The organism is Streptomyces sp. AM6-12 (assembly GCF_044327085.1).
Taxonomy (GTDB): Bacteria; Actinomycetota; Actinomycetes; order Streptomycetales; family Streptomycetaceae; genus Streptomyces.
The window spans coordinates 2,535,067-2,554,693 of sequence record NZ_JBIQWN010000001.1; the positions used below are offsets into that span (position 1 = coordinate 2,535,067).

Sequence of the window (19,627 nt, forward strand, 5' to 3'; positions counted from 1 at the left end):
TCGTGGAGTGGGCCGGTGGACGCGACGCCGTGTGCGCTCGTGGCTGCCCCCTGCCCTCCGCCAGGCCCCGTGCCGAGCGAGGGAGAGCCCCACGTGACCATCGCGCCAGCCGAACCGGCTTCAGCCCAGGGCCTGGAGAACGACGGTCCCGGTGCCGCACTGCTGCGGACCCTGACCGAGCTGACCGGGGACCTCCCCGACGCCGATCCCGGCCGGGTCGCGGCCGCCGCGCTGCGCGGCCGCTCGGCCCACGCCGACGAGGCGGAGCTGCGCGAACTCGCGACCGAGGCCGCGGCCGGCCTGATCTCCGAGGACCCCGCGTACTCGCGGCTCGCCGCCCGGCTGCTGACCCTCTCCATCCGCGCCGAGGCCGCCTCGCAGGGCGTGACGTCGTTCACCGAGTCGGTTGCCGTCGGGCACCGCGAGGGGCTCATCGCCGACCGGACCGCCGAGTTCGTGTGCCTGCACGCCGCCCGGCTGGACCAGCTCGTCGACCGGGCCGCCGACGACCGCTTCGGCTACTTCGGCCTGCGCACCCTGCACAGCCGCTACCTGCTGCGCCACCCGATCACCCGCCAGGTGATCGAGACCCCCCAGCACTTCATGCTCCGCGTCGCCGCCGGCCTCGCCGAGGACGACTCGGCGCGCTCCGTGGACGAAGTGGCCGCGCTCTACCGGCTGATGAGCCGGCTCGACTACCTGCCCTCCTCCCCCACGCTGTTCAACTCCGGCACCCGGCACCCCCAGATGTCGTCCTGCTACCTGCTCGACTCCCCGCTGGACGAGCTGGACTCCATCTACGACCGCTACCACCAGGTCGCCCGGCTCTCCAAGCACGCGGGCGGCATCGGTCTGTCGTACTCCCGCATCCGCGCCCGCGGTTCGCTGATCCGCGGCACCAACGGGCACTCCAACGGCATCGTGCCGTTCCTGAAGACCCTGGACGCCTCGGTGGCCGCGGTGAACCAGGGCGGCCGGCGCAAGGGCGCGGCGGCGGTGTACCTGGAGACCTGGCACTCCGACATCGAGGAGTTCCTGGAGCTGCGGGACAACACCGGTGAGGACGCCCGCCGTACGCACAACCTGAACCTGGCGCACTGGGTGCCGGACGAGTTCATGCGCCGGGTCAACGCCGACGAGCAGTGGTCGCTGTTCTCCCCGGCGGACGTGCCCGAGCTGGTGGACCTGTACGGCGCGGAGTTCGACGCCGCCTACCGCGCGGCGGAGCGCAAGGGCCTGGCGAGCAAGACCATGCCGGCCCGTGAGCTGTACGGCCGCATGATGCGCACCCTCGCGCAGACCGGCCAGGGCTGGATGACGTTCAAGGACGCCGCCAACCGCACCGCCAACCAGACCGCCGAGCCGGGCCAGGTCATCCACTCCTCCAACCTCTGCACGGAGATCCTGGAGGTCACCAACGACGGCGAGACGGCGGTCTGCAACCTGGGCTCCGTCAACCTCGGCGCGTTCGTGGCCGACGGGGACATCGACTGGGAGCGGCTCGACGAGACCGTCCGCACGGCCGTCACCTTCCTCGATCGCGTGGTGGACATCAACTTCTACCCGACCGAGCAGGCGGGCCGCTCCAACGCCAAATGGCGCCCGGTGGGCCTCGGCGCGATGGGCCTCCAGGACGTCTTCTTCAAGCTGCGGCTGCCCTTCGACTCACCCGAGGCGAAGGCGCTGTCCACCCGGATCGCCGAGCGGATCATGCTCGCCGCGTACGAGGCGTCCGCCGACCTCGCCGAGCGCAGCGGCCCGCTGCCGGCCTGGGAGCAGACCCGTACCGCGCGCGGTGTGCTGCACCCCGACCACTACGGCGTCCAGGAGACCTGGCCCGAGCGCTGGGCGGCGCTGCGGACCCGGATCGCGCGGGTGGGCCTGCGCAACTCGCTGCTGCTGGCGATCGCGCCGACGGCCACCATCGCCTCCATCGCGGGCGTCTACGAGTGCATCGAGCCGCAGGTGTCCAACCTGTTCAAGCGCGAGACGCTGTCCGGTGAGTTCCTCCAGGTCAACTCGTACCTGGTGCAGGACCTGAAGGAGCTGGGCGTCTGGGACGCGCGCACCCGCGAGGCGCTGCGCGAGTCCAACGGCTCGGTGCAGGGCTTCGCGTGGATCCCCGAGGAGGTGCGGGCGCTGTACCGCACGGCGTGGGAGATCCCGCAGCGCGGTCTGATCGACATGGCGGCGGCGCGCACCCCGTTCCTCGACCAGGCGCAGTCCCTGAACCTGTTCATGGAGACGCCGACGATCGGCAAGCTCTCCTCGATGTACGCGTACGCCTGGAAGTCCGGGCTGAAGACGACGTACTACCTGCGCTCGCGCCCGGCGACCCGGATCGCCCGCGCCGCCCGGGCGCAGCAGGCCATCCCCGTCCAGCAGGCCGCCGACCCCGACGCCGTGGCCTGCTCCCTGGAAAACCCCGAGTCCTGCGAGGCCTGCCAGTAATTCCCGCCCGCCACCCGACCACCACCCCTGGAGGACGGCGCTTCGCGCCGAAAGCAATGACCCGAAACCAAAATCTCCTCGACCCGGGCTTCGAGCTGACCCTGCGTCCCATGCGCTACCCGGACTTCTACGAGCGCTACCGGGACGCCATCAAGAACACCTGGACCGTGGAGGAGGTCGACCTCCACTCGGACGTCGCCGACCTCGCGAAGCTCAGCCCGGCCGAGCAGCACCTGATCGGCCGCCTGGTCGCGTTCTTCGCGACGGGTGACTCGATCGTCGCCAACAACCTGGTGCTGACGCTGTACAAGCACATCAACTCCCCCGAGGCGCGGCTGTACCTGAGCCGTCAGCTGTTCGAGGAGGCGGTGCACGTCCAGTTCTATCTGACGCTGCTGGACACCTATCTGCCCGATCCGGAGGACCGCGCGGCGGCGTTCGCGGCGGTCGAGAACATCCCCTCGATCCGCGAGAAGGCCGAGTTCTGCTTCAAGTGGATCGACTCGGTGGACACGATCGACCGGCTGGAGACGCAGTCGGACCGCCGGCGCTTCCTGCTGAACCTGATCTGCTTCGCCGCGTGCATCGAGGGCCTGTTCTTCTACGGCGCCTTCGCGTACGTCTACTGGTTCCGCAGCCGGGGTCTGCTGCACGGCCTGGCCACCGGCACCAACTGGGTGTTCCGCGACGAGACGATGCACATGTCCTTCGCCTTCGACGTGGTCGACACCGTGCGCAAGGAGGAGCCGGAGCTGTTCGACGAGCAGCTCCAGCAGGAGGTCACCGACATGCTGCGGGAGGCCGTCGAGGCCGAGCTGCAGTTCGCGCGCGACCTGTGCGGTGACGGCCTTCCGGGCATGAACACGGACTCCATGCGGCAGTACCTGGAGTGCGTGGCCGACCAGCGCCTGACCCGGCTGGGCTTCGCGCCGGTCTACGGCTCGGAGAACCCCTTCTCCTTCATGGAGCTCCAGGGGGTTCAGGAGCTGACCAACTTCTTCGAGCGCCGCCCGTCGGCGTACCAGGTGGCGGTGGAGGGCACCGTCGACCTGGACGAGGACTTCTGAGCCTCCTCGTCTCCGCGGGCCTCCTGGGCCTTCCTGATCTGCCGGTCGATGCGCCGCTCGCGCACGATGCCGAGCACCGAGGGAAGGACCAGGAGGACGAGGATCCCGAGGGTCGCGGTCATACCGATCAGGCCTTGGATCTGGTTTCCGGTCATGCCACTACTGTCCTGCCGGACACTGCTGACCGGGAGTGGCAGGACTGCCGAGCACCCTCGAATTACTGCCAGCTCTGCGGCACACTGGGGGCATGCTCAAGAACGTGGCCGCCGTGCTGCTGAACGGAGTGCACCCCTTCGAGCTGGGCGTCGTCTGCGAGGTGTTCGGTATCGACCGCAGCGACGAGGGACTGCCGGTGTACGACTTCGCCGTGGTCTCGGCCGAGGGGCCCGACCTCGGCACCCACTGCGGGTTCACCGTGTCCACACCGCACGGCCTGGAACGGCTGGAAGAGGCCGATCTGATCGCCGTACCGGCCGGTGAGAGCTATGTGGACCGGGAGTACCCGCCGGAGCTGCTGGCGGCGCTGCGGCGGGCCGTCGGGCGGGGCAGCCGGGTGCTCAGCGTCTGCTCCGGGGTGTTCGTGCTGGCCGCCGCGGGGCTGCTGGACGGGCGCCGGTGCGCGGTGCACTGGCACCATGCCGAGCAGCTGGCCCGGCGCTATCCCCGGCTCGCCGTCGAGCCGGACGTCCTCTATGTGGACGAGGACCCGGTGATCACCTCCGCCGGCACCGCGGCCGGCATCGACGCCTGTCTGCATCTGGTGCGCAAGGAGCAGGGGCCCGAGGTCGCCAACAAGATCGCCCGCCGGATGGTGGTGCCCCCGCACCGGGACGGCGGCCAGGCCCAGTTCATCGAGCGGCCGCTGCCCAAGGCACCCTGCGACACCGTCGGCGAGGTGCTGGTGTGGATGGAGGAGCACCTCGACCTGGAGGTGACCGTCGAACAGCTCGCCGCCCGCGCCCATATGGCACCGCGCACCTTCGCCCGCCGCTTCCAGCAGGAGACGGGGACCACGCCGTACCGCTGGATCCTGCGCCAACGGGTGCTGCGCGCCCAGGAGTTGCTGGAGGGCACGGACGAGACGGTGGACGCGATCGCCGCCCGCACCGGGTTCGGTACGGCGGCCGCGCTGCGCCACCAGTTCGTGCGGGCGCTCGGCACCACGCCGAACGCCTACCGGCGCGCGTTCCGGGGCCCGCAGGCCGCCTGAACACACGCCGGTAGCGGCAGCACTCCCGGCGTCTCACCAGGGCAGCGGGCGCAGCCGCAGGTTGTCCGGGCGCAGCGTGATGCCCACCCGGACCCTGTCGTCGTTGCCGTCGGCGGGTTCGAAGCGGTACTTCGCCGTGATCGCCGCGGTGATCAGGCTCAGCTGGGCCATGGAGAAGTGGTCGCTGGGGCACTTGCGGTTGCCGACGCTGAAGGGGCTCATGGCGTACTTCGGCACCTCCTTGGCCCGCTCCGGAAGCCAGCGATCCGGGTCGAAGTCGAGGTGGCGGTCGTAGGAGCGGGCGTCACGCTGAATGGCGTACGGGCTGTAGATGATGTCCGCCCCGGCCGGAATGCGATATTCCCCGAGCACGGTGTCGGCGGTCGCCCGGCGGGTCAGAATCCATACGGCGGGGCGCAGCCGGATGGCCTCCAGGATCACATTGTTGGTGTGCCTGAGGGAGCGGACGTGCTCGAATCCGACGGGCTGGCCGCCGGTCACGGATTCGACCTCGGCGCGCACCTTCTCGGCGTGCTCCGGGTGCTGTGCGAGCGCCTGGAGCAACCACATGATCGTGGACGCGATCGTTTCGGCGCCGGGGGTGATTATCGCGACGACCTGGTCGTGGATCTCCTGTTCCCCGATGGCCTCACCATTGTCGTCCTTCGCCTCCAGCAATGCCGTCAGCAAATCGTCCGGCTTTTGACCAGATGCCCTCCGCTCGGCGACGATCTCGTCCACGAGCAGATGCAAATCGGCCAGTGCGCGGTTGAATTCGCGGTTGGCCGGAAACGGCAGCTTGTACAGGGGGCCCAGCGGCACCACCATCCTGCGGTACATACCGCGGAAGACGGTGGCGAGGTCGGTGCTCAGCCGCTCGGCGCGCTCGTCCATGAAGTCGCCGCGCAGCAGGCAGCGGGCGGCCATCCGCACGGCGACCCGGAAGGACTCCGAGGTGCAGTCGATGGGCTCGCCGGGGCGCCAGCGCTCGGTCAGCGCGTGCGCCTCCTCCTCCATGACCGGGCCGTAGTTGGGTATGGCGTCCATCCGGAACGCGGGCTGGATGGTGCGGCGCTGACGGCGGTGGCGGGGGCCGTTGGCGGTGGCCACGCCCTCCTTGCCGAGCAGGCCCTCCAGCGACTCCCACACCGGGCCGTCGATCTTGAAGTCGGGGCTGAGGGCGAGCGCGCCCGTCAGTTCCGGGGTGGTGACGGCGTACACGGTCTTCGGGCCGAGCCTCAGGCGCACCATGTCGCCGTGGGAGCGCAGCGAGGACATGAAGTCCAGCGGGTCGCGCACCAGTTGGAGGCCGTGCCCGAAGACCGGGACGGCGCCGCCGGCCAGGGGTGGTTCCCGCAGCTCCGGTCGGACTGCGGAGGTCTCGGGCTGCACGGACTCTACGGTCATTTCTCACCTGCCGCTTCGTTGGTGACGTACGGGGGTGTGGAGCGGTCGGCCCAGCTGTCCACCATGTACCGGCCGGACTCGTGGTGGAACCAGTAGACCGCGCTGAACCAGTTGCGCATATTGCCGACGCAGGTGCGTACGGCGGCGCTCAGTTCCTTTCCGTGGACCGTGCCGTCGGCAAGTGCATCCGCGAACCGGAGTGCCCCGCGTTCGGCTTCCAGGAATTCACCGACGCATGTCTCGACGCGCCGCCTGAGGTCGTCCACCGCCTCTTCGAGAGTCAGTCCCTCATGGGTGATGAGACTGATTCCGAGATTGTGGACCTCGTCGCCCGCGATTTCCTTCGGGAGGGAGCACAGATCGTTGTACCAGGCGGCGAATTCCTGACTGAGAAATGCCGCCCGGCGATAGGAGGGGTGCTTTCTTATGACGTCGGGGAGTTCGCATCCGGCACTGGGTTCGAGGAGGTCCGTCCAGATCCAGTGCGCGAAGGTCAGCCGGCGCAGGGCGAGATACTCCTCGACGCCGGGCACATACCCCTGGGTGCGATTGCGGTATTCACGGTCGTACGCCTCGATGACCGTGTGGAAATGCCGGGCGAAGCGCTGGTTCCAGGTGCCCGGCAGGAAGCCGTAGAGCCGCAGCACGCTGTCGGCGAACCCCGCGACCAGCGGGTCCGGGTGGCGCAGATGGTGCCGGGGCGCGTCGAGTGCCGTGTGCAGCCGGTGGCGCAGCCGCCGCCAGTCGCCCGCGCGCCCGTGCACGATGTCGCGGTCGTGCCGGTCGTCCCAGACGAAGAACCAGGCGCTGTAGTCCGCTATGGCCTGGAGCACCTCGTCGGGGGCGTCCGTGTAGTAGCCCGCCATCAGGTCGGTGTAGCGCAGATCGTCCGCGAACTCGCGCACCTTGTCTTCGGGCATCAGCCGCTTTTCCAGCAGCCACAGCCGGGTCTTCTCCTGGAGCCGCGGCCAATACGAGTGCAGTCGCCGGGGAAAGCCGGACTCGATCACCGGGAGTGCCAGTGAGGGTGGTACCACGACCGCCGTCGTCGTCTCTGTGGTGCTGTGTGGGAAAGCTTGCACAGAACAAACCCCTCTCAGCCGCCGGATACGCACCCGCTCGGTGGGGCCGGTGCGCCTCGTTACCTGTCCCGCACTTCCCATTCAGCACTACAACTGACCGCCGTGGGAACGGATTTGCGCCACTCACTACCCCATGATGCCGAGATTCCCCCCTCCTGTGACTGATTAATGATCACCGGCATCGCAGAAGCGGCCGTTTGTACGACGCACTGGCGAGCGAAGAAGAAGCCGGAGAAGGGCAAGAAGAAGGGCGCCGGGCCGGGAGCGGTCCCGACCCGGCGCCCAACGGCCCACCTGAGCCTAGTCGTTGGCGACCACGGGGTAGCGCGGCTCGTTCTCGGCCATCTGCCGCAGCGCGTCCTTGCGGTCGCGCTTGGAGAGCCGGTCGATGTAGAGGTAGCCGTAGAGGTGGTCCGTCTCGTGCTGCAAACACCGTGCGAAGTATCCGGTGCCGCGGACCTTGATCGGGTTGCCCTGCTCGTCCTGACCGGTCACCTCGGCGACGTCGGGACGCGGCAGCTCGGCGTAGGCGCCGGGCACCGACAGGCAGCCCTCGTTGCTGTCGTCGAGCCGGCGCCGCTCGGCGGGCAGCTCGACCAGCTTCGGGTTGCACACCACGCCCACGTGCCGGACGCCCTCGTCGTCCTGGCAGTCGTAGACGAAGACCTTCAGGTCGACGCCGATCTGGTTGGCGGCCAGGCCCACGCCCTCTGCGGTGCGCTGGCTGGCGAACATGTCGGCGACCAGCTGCCGCAGCTCCTCGCCGAACTCGGTGACGTCCTTGCACTCCTTGTGCAGCACCGGGTTGCCGACGACGGTGATCGGCCGCGAGGTGCCGCTCTCCCGCCAGGCCTTCTCGCGCCCCTCGCAGTCCTCCGTGTCCACGACATAGCCCTCGTCGTCGACGGGGAGCACGCCCGCGTGCTGCTGATCGGTGTCCTGCTGCGCCATGACCGACGTACGCCTTCCTGCAAGCCTGGAAAATTCTGCGTGTACAGCCTAAAGGCGGCCGGTCACCCGCTGCTCAGCAAACCTCTTCCAAGTCCCGCCAGTCCCGCGAATCCGGGCTGTCGGCGACCCATCCGTCCAGCAGCCCCCGGACCAGCGAAGGCGGCGCGGCCACCCCGCACTCCCGCTCCGGCACCCACAGCTGGCCGTCCGTGCGGTGGCCCAGGGGGCCGGGGTGGCCGGGTTCGCTGTGGTCGTGGGGGTCCAGGTGCTCCCCGTCGCCCTCGTCGGACGGCATCCGGGACTCGCTGCACATCCGGCACAGCAGCCGCACCGACGACGACCAGTCCTCCGCGGCGAACCCGGCGTCCGCGGCCAGCTGCTCCAGCGCGTCCCGGTCCGCCTCGGTGGCCGCCTCCAGGAGGACCACCCAGGTCGGCACGGGCGAGGGCGCCCACAGCTCGATCTCGTCGAAGACGGGGTAGCTGTGCCCCGCGGAGGTGGTGCGCTCCCCGTGCGGGACGCCGTCGTGCAGGACGACCTCGCCCCAGCGCCGCCCCGAGGAGGGCAGCGGGATGGACAGCACCTCGATCCGCGCGGGGTCCAGCCTGCGGCCCCACACCACCTCGGCCTCGCCCTCCGGGGAGAGCCGTACGGCCGCGCTGCCCAGCTCCATGCCGAGCGGTTCCCCGGCGGCAGTCGCACCGCCGGGCACCTTCAGGCCGTACGCCTGCCAGGCGCGGCGGGCCAGCGGCCAGTCCTGGAGGGCGGTCGCGGCGATGCCCACGTTCCACCAGTCGGGGGCGCCGCTCTCGCGGTCGAGCAGGGCGACGGCGCGCAGCCCGGCGGCGCGGGCCTGCTCCCAGTCGTGCCGGAACTTGTGCAGCAGCGCGAGGTTGAACCAGGACTCGGACAGCCAGGGTTCCAGGTCGGCGGCGCGGGTCAGCAGTTCACCCGCGTCCTCGTACCGGCCGTCGCCGATGAGCGTGAACGCGCGGTCGGTGGCCTGCCGCCAGGAGGCGGAGGGCCGGTGCCGTCCCTTGCCGAAGATCCTCACGATTCCCGCCTGCCAGTTCCAGTTCCGCACAGTGGGCTGGCTTGTGCCCCCAGGCGCCCTCTCCCTCGCATCCAACCACGTGCGGTGGGAACGGCGCTCATTACCCATGGGTTACCCGGATGCGGGCGGGATCAGACAGTGCCGTACCTCTCGCCGGTACCGGGGGCTGATCCGGGGGCGCGACGGGAAGGCGCGGGGCGCGGGCGGCGCGCGGGCTCAGTTGTCCTGGGCCGTGGCGGTGATGTCGTGGTCGGGCGCGGGCTGTCCGGAGCGGATGAGTTCGAGCCGCCCCATGACCTTGGCGCGCAGGTCGGCGGGCACGTCGTCATGGCCGCAGCACCGCTTGACCAGCTTCTTCACGGCCTCTTCCAGGCCGTACTTCTCCAGGCACGGCGAGCACTCCTCGAAGTGGTGCCGGAACTTGTCGCGGTCGACGTCCGGCATCTCGCTGTCGAGGAACTCGTACAGATGGTCCAGGACCTCACCGCAGTCCGTCTCGTGCGGATCTCCGCAGCTCATGAGCCCGAGCCTTTCGCTTCGTCCGACTCTCCGGCGCCCGCCGGGACCAACCCGCGCTCACGGGCGTAGTCCTCCAGCATGCCGCGCAGTTGCCGGCGGCCCCGGTGCAGCCGGGACATCACCGTTCCGATGGGTGTCCCCATGATGTCCGCGATCTCCTTGTAGGCAAACCCCTCCACATCCGCGAGATACACGGCGATGCGGAACTCCTCGGGGATCGCCTGGAGCGCTTCCTTCACGTCCGAGTCGGGCAGATGGTCGAGCGCCTGCGACTCGGCGGAGCGCAGCCCCGTCGACATGTGCGACTCGGCACGGGCGAGCTGCCAGTCCTCGATCTCCTCCGCGGCGGAGCGCTGGGGCTCACGCTGCTTCTTGCGGTAGGAGTTGATGAAGGTGTTGGTGAGGATCCGGTACAGCCACGCCTTGAGGTTGGTGCCCTCGCGGAACTGGTGGAAGGAGGCGTATGCCTTGGCGTACGTCTCCTGCACGAGGTCCTCGGCGTCGGCCGGATTGCGCGTCATGCGCAGGGCGGCCGAGTACATCTGGTCGAGGAACTCGAGTGCGTCCCGCTCGAAGCGCGCACTGCGCTCCGCGGACGACTCGGCGGACGCCTCCGCGCTGGTGCCCCGGCCCTCGGGCTGCTCCGCCTGGCCGTTGTCGGTCCCCGCGTCGGTCCCTGTGACCGGACCCACCTCCTCAAGATTCCGGGCGGGACCGGGAGTGGTCCCACTCGATTCGGAGGATAGAACACGACCCGTGCCCGCCGCCCCTCGAATTGTGGCGGCCTTGGGCGCGTGGAACACCGTCCAGGCCAGCTCAGAGCTGTTCTGGCGGGCCGGGCAAACGGTCGGACCCATGCGGCGGACTTCCCTTCCCACGACGTCGGTGCCGAGGCCTCAGCACTTCTGTGCGACACAACAGCGCCCCACCGCGCGGCATTCCCGCGGGTCACGCCAGTGACGCGGTCCACTCCACGACAGCGTCGGTGATGATCTCCAGGGCCCGTTCCTGGCCGGTTGCCGCGCGCTTGGGCACGGCGAAGCCGTGATCGGCGTCCGGCACCTCGACCAGCCGGTAGCCGCCTTCGGGGAACTCGGCCGGCTTGCCGAAGGGGTCGTTGCCGCCCTGGACGACGAGGGTGGGCACGCCCGTGCCCAGCAGTTCCCCGGCGCGGGACTTCTCCGGCTTGCCCGGCGGGTGCAGCGGGAAGCTGAGGGCCAGGACGGCGCGGGCGCCCAGTTCGGCGGCGGTGCGGCAGGCGACGCGGGCGCCGGCGCTGCGGCCGCCGGCGATCACCGGCAGCTCCATGCCGGCCAGCGCGGGCCACAGCCCCCGCCAGCCGGTGTCCAGCGTCTTCGGGGCGGGCGCCACCTTGCGGCCGGCGACCCGCCAGGGCTGCTCGACGAGGGCCACGCTCACCCCGTGTCCGGGCAGGGCCCCGGCGAGCGCCGTCAGGTCGCGCGCCTCGATGCCGCCGCCCGCGCCGTGGCTCAGCGCGAGGACGGCCCGCGGGTCGGCGGCCCGGTGCCAGGTGATGCGGGCGGTTCCGGCGTCGGTCTCGACAATCTCGATCACGCTAGAAGAGTGTGCCCTCTTCGGGGGCTTCCAGCTCCTTCAGCAGCTCCGGTCCGTTGTTGCGGACGTTGCTGACGGCGGTGGCGACCGGGTAGGCGCGCATCAGTCCGGGCGGGGGCGGGGCGAGCAGGGCGCGCAGTTCGTCCGGGTCGGTGCGGGAGGGGTCGAGCCAGGCGTCCCAGCGGTCCGGGGTGAGCATCAGCGGCATCCGCGGGTGGATGTCGGCGAGCGAGCGCGGCCCCTCGGCGGGGGCGACGGCCAGCGGGGTCCGCTCGGCCTCCATGGTGATCACCGAGCAGGTGACCCACCAGGCCTGGGGGTGGTCGTCGGGCAGGGTGCGGTCGCGCCAGAACTCGTACAGGCCGGCCATCGCGAACACGGAGCCGTCGGCGGGCAGCACGAAGTACGGCTGCTTGCGGGGCCGCTTCTTCCTGCCCTCGACCTCCAGGTCGCGCTCCTGCCTGCCGGTCACCCACTCGTAGTAGCCGTCGGCGGGCAGGATGCAGCGGCGGGCGGCGAAGGCGCGGCGGTAGGACGGCTTCTCGTGCACGGTCTCCGCGCGTGCGTTGATCATCCGGGCGCCGCCCTCGGGGGTCTTCGACCAGGACGGCACCAGTCCCCACTTGAGCGTCCGCAGCTGGCGAACCGGACGCGGCGAGTCCGCGTCTTTCAAGGGACGGTCGAGCACGGCGTGGACCTCTTTGGTGGGGGCCACGTTGTAGTCCGGCTCCAGGGTCTCCTCGGGCTCCCACTTCTCGATCCCGAACGTCCGGGCGAGGTCCTCGGGCCTACGACTGGCTGCATACCGTCCGCACATACGTGCCACACTGCCAGACTCCGCCCGCCACCAGGGAGCCACTCGGACACATGAACAGCCTCGCCGCCCTCGCGCCGTCCGGCCTCTGGGACCGGCTCACCGGTATCCAGCCCGACCCTGACCTGTGGGTGGTGCTCGCCACTCTGGCCGCCGCGCTGGTGGTGGTCGTACCGCATCCGCTGTGGCGGGTGTCGCGCAACGCGGTCACCATCGCGCACGAGGGCGGCCACGGGCTGATCGCCCTGCTCACCGGTCGGCAGCTCACCGGCATCCGGCTGCACTCCGACACCAGCGGGCTGACGGTGAGCCGGGGCAAGCCGTACGGGCTCGGCATGATCCTCACCGCCGCCGCGGGCTACACCGCCCCCTCGCTGCTCGGCCTCGGCGGCGCCGCCCTGCTCGCCGCGGGCCGCATCACGCTGCTGCTGTGGGCGGCGACCGCCCTGCTGGCGGTGATGCTGGTGATGATCCGCAACGCGTACGGCGTGCTCACCGTGGTGCTCGCGGGTGGGGCGTTCCTGCTGGTGTCGTGGCTCACGGGACCGCAGGTGCAGGCGGCGTTCGCGTACGCGGTGGTGTGGTTCCTGCTGCTCGGGGGCGTACGACCGCCGTTCGAGCTGCAGAGCAAGCGGCGACGGGGCGAGGCCGGCGACTCGGACGCGGACCAGCTGTCCCGGCTGACGCATGTCCCGGCGGCCCTGTGGCTGTTCCTGTTCCACGCCGTGTCGCTGTGCTCGCTGATCGGCGGCGGGCGGTGGCTGCTGGAGGTCTGAGGGCCGTTCGTCCCGGACGGCGGGCCCGTTGCCGGAAGGTTCGGCTGCCGCCCTCCTTATAAAGTGGGCCCCATGGCCCCGAACACCGCCTCCTCCGCCCTCTGGCCCGCTCCGCACGCGAGCAAGGCCGTCGACGCCACCGTCCATGTGCCGGGGTCCAAGTCGGTCACCAACCGCGCCCTGGTGCTGGCCGCCCTCGCCTCCGAGCCCGGCTGGCTGCGCCGCCCGCTGCGCTCCCGCGACACGCTGCTGATGGCCGGTGCGCTGCGCGCGATGGGCGTGGAGATCGAGGAGGGGGTCGGCCCCGACGGCACCGGCGAGGCCTGGCGGGTGCTGCCGACCGGCCTGCGCGGCCCGGCCACGGTGGACGTCGGCAACGCGGGCACCGTGATGCGCTTCCTGCCGCCGGTGGCCGCGCTGGCCGACGGCCCGATCCGGTTCGACGGCGACCCGCGGTCGTACGAGCGTCCGCTGCACGGTGTGATCGACGCGCTGCGGCAGCTCGGCGCGCGGATCGACGACGACGGCCGGGGCGCGCTGCCGCTGACCGTGCACGGCGGCGGGGCGCTGGACGGCGGTCCGGTGTCGGTCGACGCGTCGTCCTCCTCGCAGTTCGTCTCCGCGCTGCTGCTCTCGGGCCCCCGCTTCAACCAGGGCGTCGAGGTCCGGCACACCGGTGCGAGCCTGCCCTCGCTGCCGCACATCCGGATGACGGTGGAGATGCTGCGCGCGGTCGGCGCCCAGGTGGACACCCCGGAGTCGGGCGGCGAGCCGAACGTGTGGCGGGTGACCCCGGGCGCGCTGCTCGGCCGGGACCTGACGATCGAGCCGGACCTGTCCAACGCGCAGCCGTTCCTGGCGGCGGCCCTGGTGACCGGCGGCAAGGTGCTGATCCCGGACTGGCCGGAGCGCACCACCCAGCCGGGTGACCGGCTGCGGGAGATCTTCACCGAGATGGGCGGCACCTGCGAACTCACCGAGTCCGGGCTGGTGTTCACCGGTTCCGGCGCCCTGCACGGCATCGACGTGGACCTGGGCGACGTCGGCGAGCTGACCCCCGGCATCGCGGCCGTCGCCGCGCTCGCCGACTCCCCCTCGACGCTGCGCGGTGTGGCTCATCTGCGGCTGCACGAGACGGACCGGCTGGCCGCGCTCACCAAGGAGATCAACGAGCTCGGCGGCGACGTCACGGAGACGGCCGACGGTCTGCACATCCGCCCGCGCACCCTGCACGGCGGCACCTTCCACACCTACGAGGACCACCGCATGGCCACCGCCGGCGCGATCATCGGCCTGGCGGTCGAGGGCGTACGCATCGAGAACATCGGGACGACGGCCAAGACCCTGCCGGACTTCCCCGAGCTGTGGACCGGGATGCTCGGGCAGTAGGGAAAGCCATGCGCCGCTACGGCAAGCACACCGACGAGGACGACATCCGCTCCCGCCCCAACCGCAAGGGCAACCGGCCGCGGACGAACATCCGGCCCAAGCACGAGGACGCGGCCGAGGGGCTGGTCCTGACCGTGGACCGGGGGCGGCTGACCTGCCTGGTCGAGGACCGGGTGGTGATGGCGATGAAGGCGCGGGAGCTGGGCCGCAAGGCGGCGGTGGTCGGGGACCGGGTGATGCTGGTCGGCGATCTGTCCGGAAAGAAGGACACGCTCGCGCGGATCGTCCGGATCCAGGAGCGGACGTCGGTGCTGCGGCGCACGGCGGACGACGACGATCCGTACGAGCGGGTGGTGGTCGCCAACGCCGATCAGCTGGCGATCGTCACCGCCCTCGCCGACCCCGAGCCGCGTCCCCGGCTGATCGACCGCTGCCTGGTCGCGGCGTTCGACGGCGGGCTCGAACCCCTGCTGGTGATGACCAAGTCGGACCTGGCCCCGCCGGACGAACTCCTGGAGCTGTACGGCCACCTGGACATCCCGTACGTGGTCACCAGCCGCGCGGAGCTGGAGAACGGAGACGCGGCGGAGCGGGTGCGCGAGCTGCTTAACGGGCGGATCACCGCGTTCGTGGGGCACTCCGGCGTCGGCAAGACGACGCTGGTGAACGCGCTGGTGCCGCGGGAGCGGCGGCGTACGACGGGACATGTCAACGCGGTGACCGGGCGCGGCCGGCACACCACCACCTCGGCGCTGGCGCTGCCGCTGGCGGGCGATGACGGCTGGGTGATCGACACTCCGGGCGTCCGGTCCTTCGGCCTGGCGCACGTGGATCCGTCCCGTGTCATCCACGCCTTCCCCGACCTGGAGCCCGGTACGGCGGACTGCCCGCGCGCGTGCAGCCACGACGAGCCGGACTGCGCGCTGGACGCGTGGGTGGAGGCGGGGCACGCGGATCCGGCGCGGCTGTACTCGCTGCGCCGGCTGCTGGCGACGCGGGAGCGGACGGAGGGCGACTGAGGAAGACGGCCTTCGCGTTGTTTGCCCGGACGGCGGTGCGGCAAGTGCATAATCGCACCGGACCGGAGATCCGGATCAACGAGAGGACAGCGCATGGCGTGGCTGCTGGTCATCGTGGCCGGAGTGCTGGAGACCGGCTTCGCCGTGTGCCTCAAGCTCTCCCACGGCTTCACCCGCCTGTGGCCGACCATCGCCTTCGCCTCCTTCGCCCTCGGCAGCTTCGGCCTGCTGACCCTCTCGCTGCGCAAGCTCGACGTGGGCCCCGCGTACGCCGTGTGGACGGGCATCGGCGCGACCGGCACGGCGATCTACGGCATGATCTTCCTGGGGGATGTGGTGTCCACCCTGAAGATCGTGTCGATCAGCTTCGTGATCGTGGGGATCGTCGGGTTGCAGCTGTCGGGTTCGGCGCGGTAGCGCTGCCGCTGGACTCGGCGGTGGGTTGCCGGGTGCGTCGTCCGTTCTCGGGTGCGGGTGCGGTGTGGTTGGTCGCGCAGTTCCCCGCGCCCCTTCGGGGGCGCGTTACAGCACCGCTCGTTCTTTCGGGAAGTGGCAGGCGGCGCCGTCGCCGGTGAATTCCGGTGCCTCGTGGGCGCAGCGCTTCTGCTCGTCCGGCGGCAGTTCGGCGTACAGCGGGCAGCGGGGGCGGAAGCGGCAGCCGTCGTACCGCCGGGTCGGGCTCGGGGGGTCGCCGAGGAGGAGGATGCGGGCCCGCCGGCGTTCGCGTTCGCGGACCGGGTCCGGGACGGGGACGGCCGACAGCAGGGCCTGGGTGTAGGGGTGGCGGGGGCGGGCGAAGACCTCGGAGATCGGTCCTGACTCGACCGTGCGGCCCAGGTACACCACGCTCACCCGGTCGGCGATGGCGCGGACGACCGCGAGGCGTGGGAGACGAAGAGGTAGGCGAGGCCCAGCTCCCGCTTGAGTTCCCGCAGCAGGTCGAGGATCTCCGCCTGGACGGAGACGTCGAGCGCGGAGGCGGGTTCGTCCAGGACCAGGAGTTCCGGCGAGACGGACAGCGCGCGGGCGATGGCGATCCGCTGGCGCTGACCGCCGGAGAACTCGTGCGGGAAGCGGTCGGCGTGGGCCGGTTCGAGACCGACCCGGCCCAGCAGTTCGGGCACCCGCCGGGAGATCACCGCCCGCTCCGCGCCCTGCGTGCGCAGCGGCTCGGCGATGATGTCGCCGACCGGCATCCGCGGGTCCAGGGAGGCCATCGGGTCCTGGAAGACGATCTGGACGCGCCGCCGCAGCGCCCTGGTCTCCGCCTTGGTGAGCGTGCCCAGCCGCTGCCCGAACAGCTCCACCGAACCGCCTTGCGGCGCCGCGAGTTCGAGCAGTTCGAACAGCGTGGTCGACTTGCCGGACCCGGACTCGCCGACCAGCGCCAGCGTCTCGCCGCGCCGGATGTCGAGGCCCACCCCGTCGACCGCGTACACCGTGCCGGTACGGCGCCGGAGGGCCGTGCCGGTGCGCACGGGGAAGGTGCGGGTCAGGCCGCGCACCTTCAACACCGGCTCTGTGTTGATCGGTTGAGGGTCGAGGGGGGCGTCGATGCGCGGGACCGCCGCGAGCAGTTGCCGGGTGTACGGCTCCCGCGAGGTCTCGAACACCTCCCGCACCCCGCCCTGTTCGACCACCCGGCCGGCCCGCATGACCGCCACCCGGTCCGCCATCCCGGCGATCACGCCGAGGTCGTGGCTGACGAGGAGCAGCGCCGCCCCGGTCGCCTCGCGCGCGGTGCGCAGCACATCGAGGATCTGCGCCTGGATGGTGACGTCGAGCGCGGTGGTGGGCTCGTCGGCGAGGATCACGTCCGGGTCGTTCGCCATCGCCATGGCGATCATGGCCCGCTGGCGCATGCCGCCGGAGAACTCGTGCGGGAACGCCCGTGCGCGCAGGGCGGGTTCGGGGATGCCGACGAGGCCGAGCAGCTCGACGGCCCGCTCCCGCGCCCGCTCGCGCGACACGTCCCGGTGGGCCCGTACCGCCTCCGCGATCTGGTCGCCGATCCGGTACACCGGCGTGAACGCGGACAGCGGGTCCTGGAAGACCATCGCGACACGGCCGCCCCGCACGCGGGCCAACTCCCGTTCGCTCGCGCCGAGCAGCTCGGTGCCGTCGAGCCGTACCGAACCCCGTGCCTTCGCGTTGCCGGGCAGCAGCCCCAGCACGGCGAGCGCGGTCGCGGACTTCCCGGAGCCCGACTCGCCGACCAGGCCGAGGACTTCGCCGCGCTCCAGGGTGAGGCTCACGTCCCGTACGGCCGGTACGCCGTCGAACGCGACCTTCAGGCCCCGCACTTCCAGCAGCGCACTCACCGCCGGCCTCCCTTCGACGTCGGGTCGAGGGCGTCCCGCAGCCCGTCGCCGACCAGATTGACCGCGAGCACGAACACGACGAGCAGCCCGGCGGCGAAGAAGAACATCCACGGATAGGTGATCGCCGCACCGGTGCCGTCGGCGATCAGCGTGCCCAGCGACACATCGGGCGGCTGCACCCCGAAGCCGAAGTAGGACAGCGCGGTCTCGCTCATCACCGCGCCGCCGACCTGGATGGTCGCGTCGATGATGAGGAAGGAGGCGACATTGGGCAGCACATGCCGCCAGATGACGCGGAAGGGGCCGACGCCCATGTACCGGGCGGCGCGCACGAAGGGCTGCTCCTTCAGGGAGCGGGTCATGGACCGTACGACCCGCGCGGTGATCATCCAGGCGAAGACCGCGAGCAGTCCGACGAACGCCACCCAGCCGCCGAACCGCAGCCGGGGCGAGACGATCGCGATGATCAGGAAGGACGGGAAGACCAGCAGCAGATCGACCAGGAACATCAGCACCCGGTCGGTCCAGCCGCCGAAGTAGCCCGCGCAGGCCCCCACGAGCGAGGCGAGACCGGTGGCGAGCACCGCCACCAGCAGGCCGATGATCAGGGACTTCTGGAGCCCGTGGACGGTCTGCGCGAAGACGTCCTGGCCGATGCGGTTGGTGCCCCACCAGTGCGCGGGACCGGGCGCGGCCCGCAGCGCGCCATAGTCGATGTGATCGTACGACCACGGGGTCAGGTAGGGCCCGGCGAAAGCGAGCACAAAGAGCAGCAGCAGGACGACGGCCCCGGCGAGCGCGGACCGGTCGCGCAGGAAGCGGCGCAGGACGAGCGCGGCCCGCCCGCTCGGCGCGGCGGCGACCGGCGCGGGGGCGCCGGGGACCTCGGGGGTCTCGGGGATCTCGGTGAGCGCCGTCATGACGCCTGCCGGACGCGCGGGTCGAGCGCCGCGTGCAGCAGATCGGCGAGGAAGCCGGAGAGCAGCACGATGACGGCGGCGAAGACGTTGACGGCGACGACCGAGTTCACGTCGTCCTTGCCGATGGAGTCGATGAACCACTCCCCCATGCCGTGCCAGCCGAAGATCGTCTCGGTGAAGGTGGCGCCGGTGAACAGGGCGAGGAAGCCGTAGGAGAAGTACGTGGACATGGGGATGAGCGCGGTGCGCAGCCCGTGCCGCAGCAGCACGGCTCGCCGGTTGAGCCCCTTGGCGCGGGCGGTGCGCAGATAGTCGGAGCCGAGCACGTCGAGCATGGTGCTGCGCTGGTAGCGGCTGTAGCCCGCGATGGCGAACAGGGCGACGGAAACGGTGGGCAGCAGCAGATGGACCGACCGGTCCTTCAGGACGGTCCAGAAGCCGCCGTCCAGCCCCGCGCTTTTCTCGCCGGTGAACTGGATGAGATCGGTGCCCGTGCTCCGGTTGAACCAGAGCGCGCCGGTCTTCAGCAGGACGGCGAGCAGGAACACCGGCGTGGACAGCAGCGCGAAGGAGACGACGGTGACCGCGCGGTCGCTGAGCCGGTACTGCCGCACGGCCGTCCACGCGCCGACGAGGACGCCGGTCACCGTGCCGACGACGGTGCCCGCGACCAGCAGCCGCAGGCTGACGCCGATCCGCCGCCCGAACTCGGCGTTGACCGGGGTGCCGTCGATGGTCTCGCCGAGGTCGCCGTGCAGGAAGGCGCGGTCGGCCCAGTGCAGGAAGCGCTGCCGCAGCGGCTGGTGGTCGTCGAGGCCGAGCGCGGCCAGGTGGTGGTCCACGGCGGCCGGGGACAGCGGTGGCTGCCGGCCCGCGTAGTAGGCGCGCGGATCGAGCGCCAGGGAGGCCAGCAGGTACGACAGGCACACGGCGGCCAGCAGCAGGACGGCGTGGTAACCGAGACGTTTGGCCAGGTAGAGGGGCACGCCTCCCATGGTCCAGTCCTCTTGTTGCCGCATCATGAAGAGAACATGTCAGTAACCTCGGAGGCCTCCCCTGCCCCACCCGCGGC

At 71.0% G+C, this 19,627-nt stretch carries 18 protein-coding genes and 1 pseudogene; 7 read left to right on the forward strand and 12 right to left on the reverse strand.

Annotated elements, in window-relative coordinates; all coding sequences use genetic code 11:
* Positions 1–93 precede the first annotated feature (93 nt).
* Both ACE4Q9_RS11260 and ACE4Q9_RS11265 read left to right on the forward strand, forming a co-directional pair.
* Complete coding sequence (locus ACE4Q9_RS11260; protein WP_397984103.1) at positions 94–2,451, forward strand: ribonucleoside-diphosphate reductase subunit alpha; 2,358 nt, start codon at positions 94–96, stop codon at positions 2,449–2,451.
* A gap of 56 nt (positions 2,452–2,507) precedes the next feature.
* Positions 2,508–3,518, forward strand: a complete 1,011-nt coding sequence (locus tag ACE4Q9_RS11265) for a ribonucleotide-diphosphate reductase subunit beta (protein WP_397984104.1) — start codon at positions 2,508–2,510, stop codon at positions 3,516–3,518.
* On the opposite strand, the gene ACE4Q9_RS11270 is transcribed toward ACE4Q9_RS11265, so the two are convergent.
* Entirely contained in the window at positions 3,431–3,673 is a 243-nt protein-coding gene (locus tag ACE4Q9_RS11270; RefSeq protein ID WP_397984105.1) for a hypothetical protein, read from the reverse strand. The two genes, ACE4Q9_RS11265 and ACE4Q9_RS11270, sit on opposite strands and share 88 nt — an antisense overlap.
* Before the next feature lie 92 nt (positions 3,674–3,765).
* On the opposite strand from ACE4Q9_RS11270, the gene ACE4Q9_RS11275 reads away from it, so the two are divergent.
* Positions 3,766–4,728: a GlxA family transcriptional regulator gene (locus ACE4Q9_RS11275; protein ID WP_397984106.1), complete on the forward strand. Its 963-nt coding sequence runs from the start codon at positions 3,766–3,768 to the stop codon at positions 4,726–4,728.
* 33 nt (positions 4,729–4,761) lie between these two features.
* On the opposite strand, the gene ACE4Q9_RS11280 is transcribed toward ACE4Q9_RS11275, so the two are convergent.
* The 8 genes from ACE4Q9_RS11280 to ACE4Q9_RS11315 all read right to left on the reverse strand — a co-directional run bounded on the left by ACE4Q9_RS11280 (position 4,762) and on the right by ACE4Q9_RS11315 (position 12,133).
* Complete coding sequence (locus ACE4Q9_RS11280) at positions 4,762–6,135, reverse strand: cytochrome P450 (RefSeq protein WP_397984107.1); 1,374 nt, start codon at positions 6,133–6,135, stop codon at positions 4,762–4,764.
* Positions 6,132–7,217: an epi-isozizaene synthase gene (cyc1, locus tag ACE4Q9_RS11285; protein ID WP_397984108.1), complete on the reverse strand. Its 1,086-nt coding sequence runs from the start codon at positions 7,215–7,217 to the stop codon at positions 6,132–6,134. Before cyc1 ends, ACE4Q9_RS11280 begins: the two co-directional genes overlap by 4 nt.
* Positions 7,218–7,517: 300 nt before the next feature.
* Positions 7,518–8,168: a peptide deformylase gene (def, locus tag ACE4Q9_RS11290; RefSeq protein WP_397984109.1), complete on the reverse strand. Its 651-nt coding sequence runs from the start codon at positions 8,166–8,168 to the stop codon at positions 7,518–7,520.
* Positions 8,169–8,241: 73 nt separating this feature from the next.
* A complete protein-coding gene (locus tag ACE4Q9_RS11295; RefSeq protein WP_397984110.1) occupies positions 8,242–9,222 on the reverse strand; it encodes a tetratricopeptide repeat protein in 981 nt (326 codons plus the stop codon).
* A gap of 216 nt (positions 9,223–9,438) precedes the next feature.
* The gene (gene rsrA, locus ACE4Q9_RS11300) at positions 9,439–9,741 is read right to left on the reverse strand and encodes a mycothiol system anti-sigma-R factor (protein WP_397984111.1); all 303 of its coding nucleotides are present in this window, start codon (positions 9,739–9,741) and stop codon (positions 9,439–9,441) included.
* Positions 9,738–10,433 carry an RNA polymerase sigma factor SigR gene (sigR, locus tag ACE4Q9_RS11305; protein ID WP_397984112.1) on the reverse strand — a complete coding sequence of 232 codons (696 nt, stop codon included), beginning with the start codon at positions 10,431–10,433 and terminating at the stop codon, positions 9,738–9,740. Before sigR ends, rsrA begins: the two co-directional genes overlap by 4 nt.
* A gap of 256 nt (positions 10,434–10,689) precedes the next feature.
* A complete protein-coding gene (locus tag ACE4Q9_RS11310) occupies positions 10,690–11,316 on the reverse strand; it encodes an alpha/beta family hydrolase (RefSeq protein ID WP_397984113.1) in 627 nt (208 codons plus the stop codon).
* Between the two features lies 1 nt (position 11,317).
* The gene (locus tag ACE4Q9_RS11315; protein ID WP_397984114.1) at positions 11,318–12,133 is read right to left on the reverse strand and encodes an SOS response-associated peptidase; all 816 of its coding nucleotides are present in this window, start codon (positions 12,131–12,133) and stop codon (positions 11,318–11,320) included.
* 50 nt (positions 12,134–12,183) lie between these two features.
* On the opposite strand from ACE4Q9_RS11315, the gene ACE4Q9_RS11320 reads away from it, so the two are divergent.
* The 4 genes from ACE4Q9_RS11320 (at position 12,184) to ACE4Q9_RS11335 (ending at position 15,731) form a co-directional block, all read left to right on the forward strand.
* On the forward strand, positions 12,184–12,906 hold the full coding sequence (locus tag ACE4Q9_RS11320) for a M50 family metallopeptidase (protein WP_397984115.1): 723 nt from the start codon (positions 12,184–12,186) through the stop codon (positions 12,904–12,906).
* Between the two features lie 72 nt (positions 12,907–12,978).
* Positions 12,979–14,295, forward strand: coding sequence for a 3-phosphoshikimate 1-carboxyvinyltransferase (gene aroA / locus ACE4Q9_RS11325; protein ID WP_397984116.1), 1,317 nt, complete (start codon positions 12,979–12,981; stop codon positions 14,293–14,295).
* Positions 14,296–14,303: 8 nt separating this feature from the next.
* The gene (rsgA, locus tag ACE4Q9_RS11330) at positions 14,304–15,314 is read left to right on the forward strand and encodes a ribosome small subunit-dependent GTPase A (RefSeq protein WP_397984117.1); all 1,011 of its coding nucleotides are present in this window, start codon (positions 14,304–14,306) and stop codon (positions 15,312–15,314) included.
* A 93-nt stretch (positions 15,315–15,407) separates the two neighbouring features.
* Entirely contained in the window at positions 15,408–15,731 is a 324-nt protein-coding gene (locus tag ACE4Q9_RS11335) for a DMT family transporter (RefSeq protein ID WP_397984118.1), read from the forward strand.
* A 105-nt stretch (positions 15,732–15,836) separates the two neighbouring features.
* Here ACE4Q9_RS11335 and ACE4Q9_RS11340 read toward each other — a convergent pair.
* The 3 genes and pseudogenes from ACE4Q9_RS11340 to ACE4Q9_RS11350 all read right to left on the reverse strand — a co-directional run bounded on the left by ACE4Q9_RS11340 (position 15,837) and on the right by ACE4Q9_RS11350 (position 19,577).
* Positions 15,837–17,635 (reverse strand): annotated as a pseudogene (locus tag ACE4Q9_RS11340) (dipeptide ABC transporter ATP-binding protein).
* Positions 17,632–18,555, reverse strand: coding sequence for an ABC transporter permease (locus ACE4Q9_RS11345; RefSeq protein WP_397984119.1), 924 nt, complete (start codon positions 18,553–18,555; stop codon positions 17,632–17,634). The pseudogene ACE4Q9_RS11340 and the gene ACE4Q9_RS11345 overlap by 4 nt, the downstream one beginning before the upstream one ends.
* Entirely contained in the window at positions 18,552–19,577 is a 1,026-nt protein-coding gene (locus tag ACE4Q9_RS11350; RefSeq protein ID WP_397984120.1) for an ABC transporter permease, read from the reverse strand. Before ACE4Q9_RS11350 ends, ACE4Q9_RS11345 begins: the two co-directional genes overlap by 4 nt.
* Between the last annotated feature and the right edge of the window lie 50 nt (positions 19,578–19,627).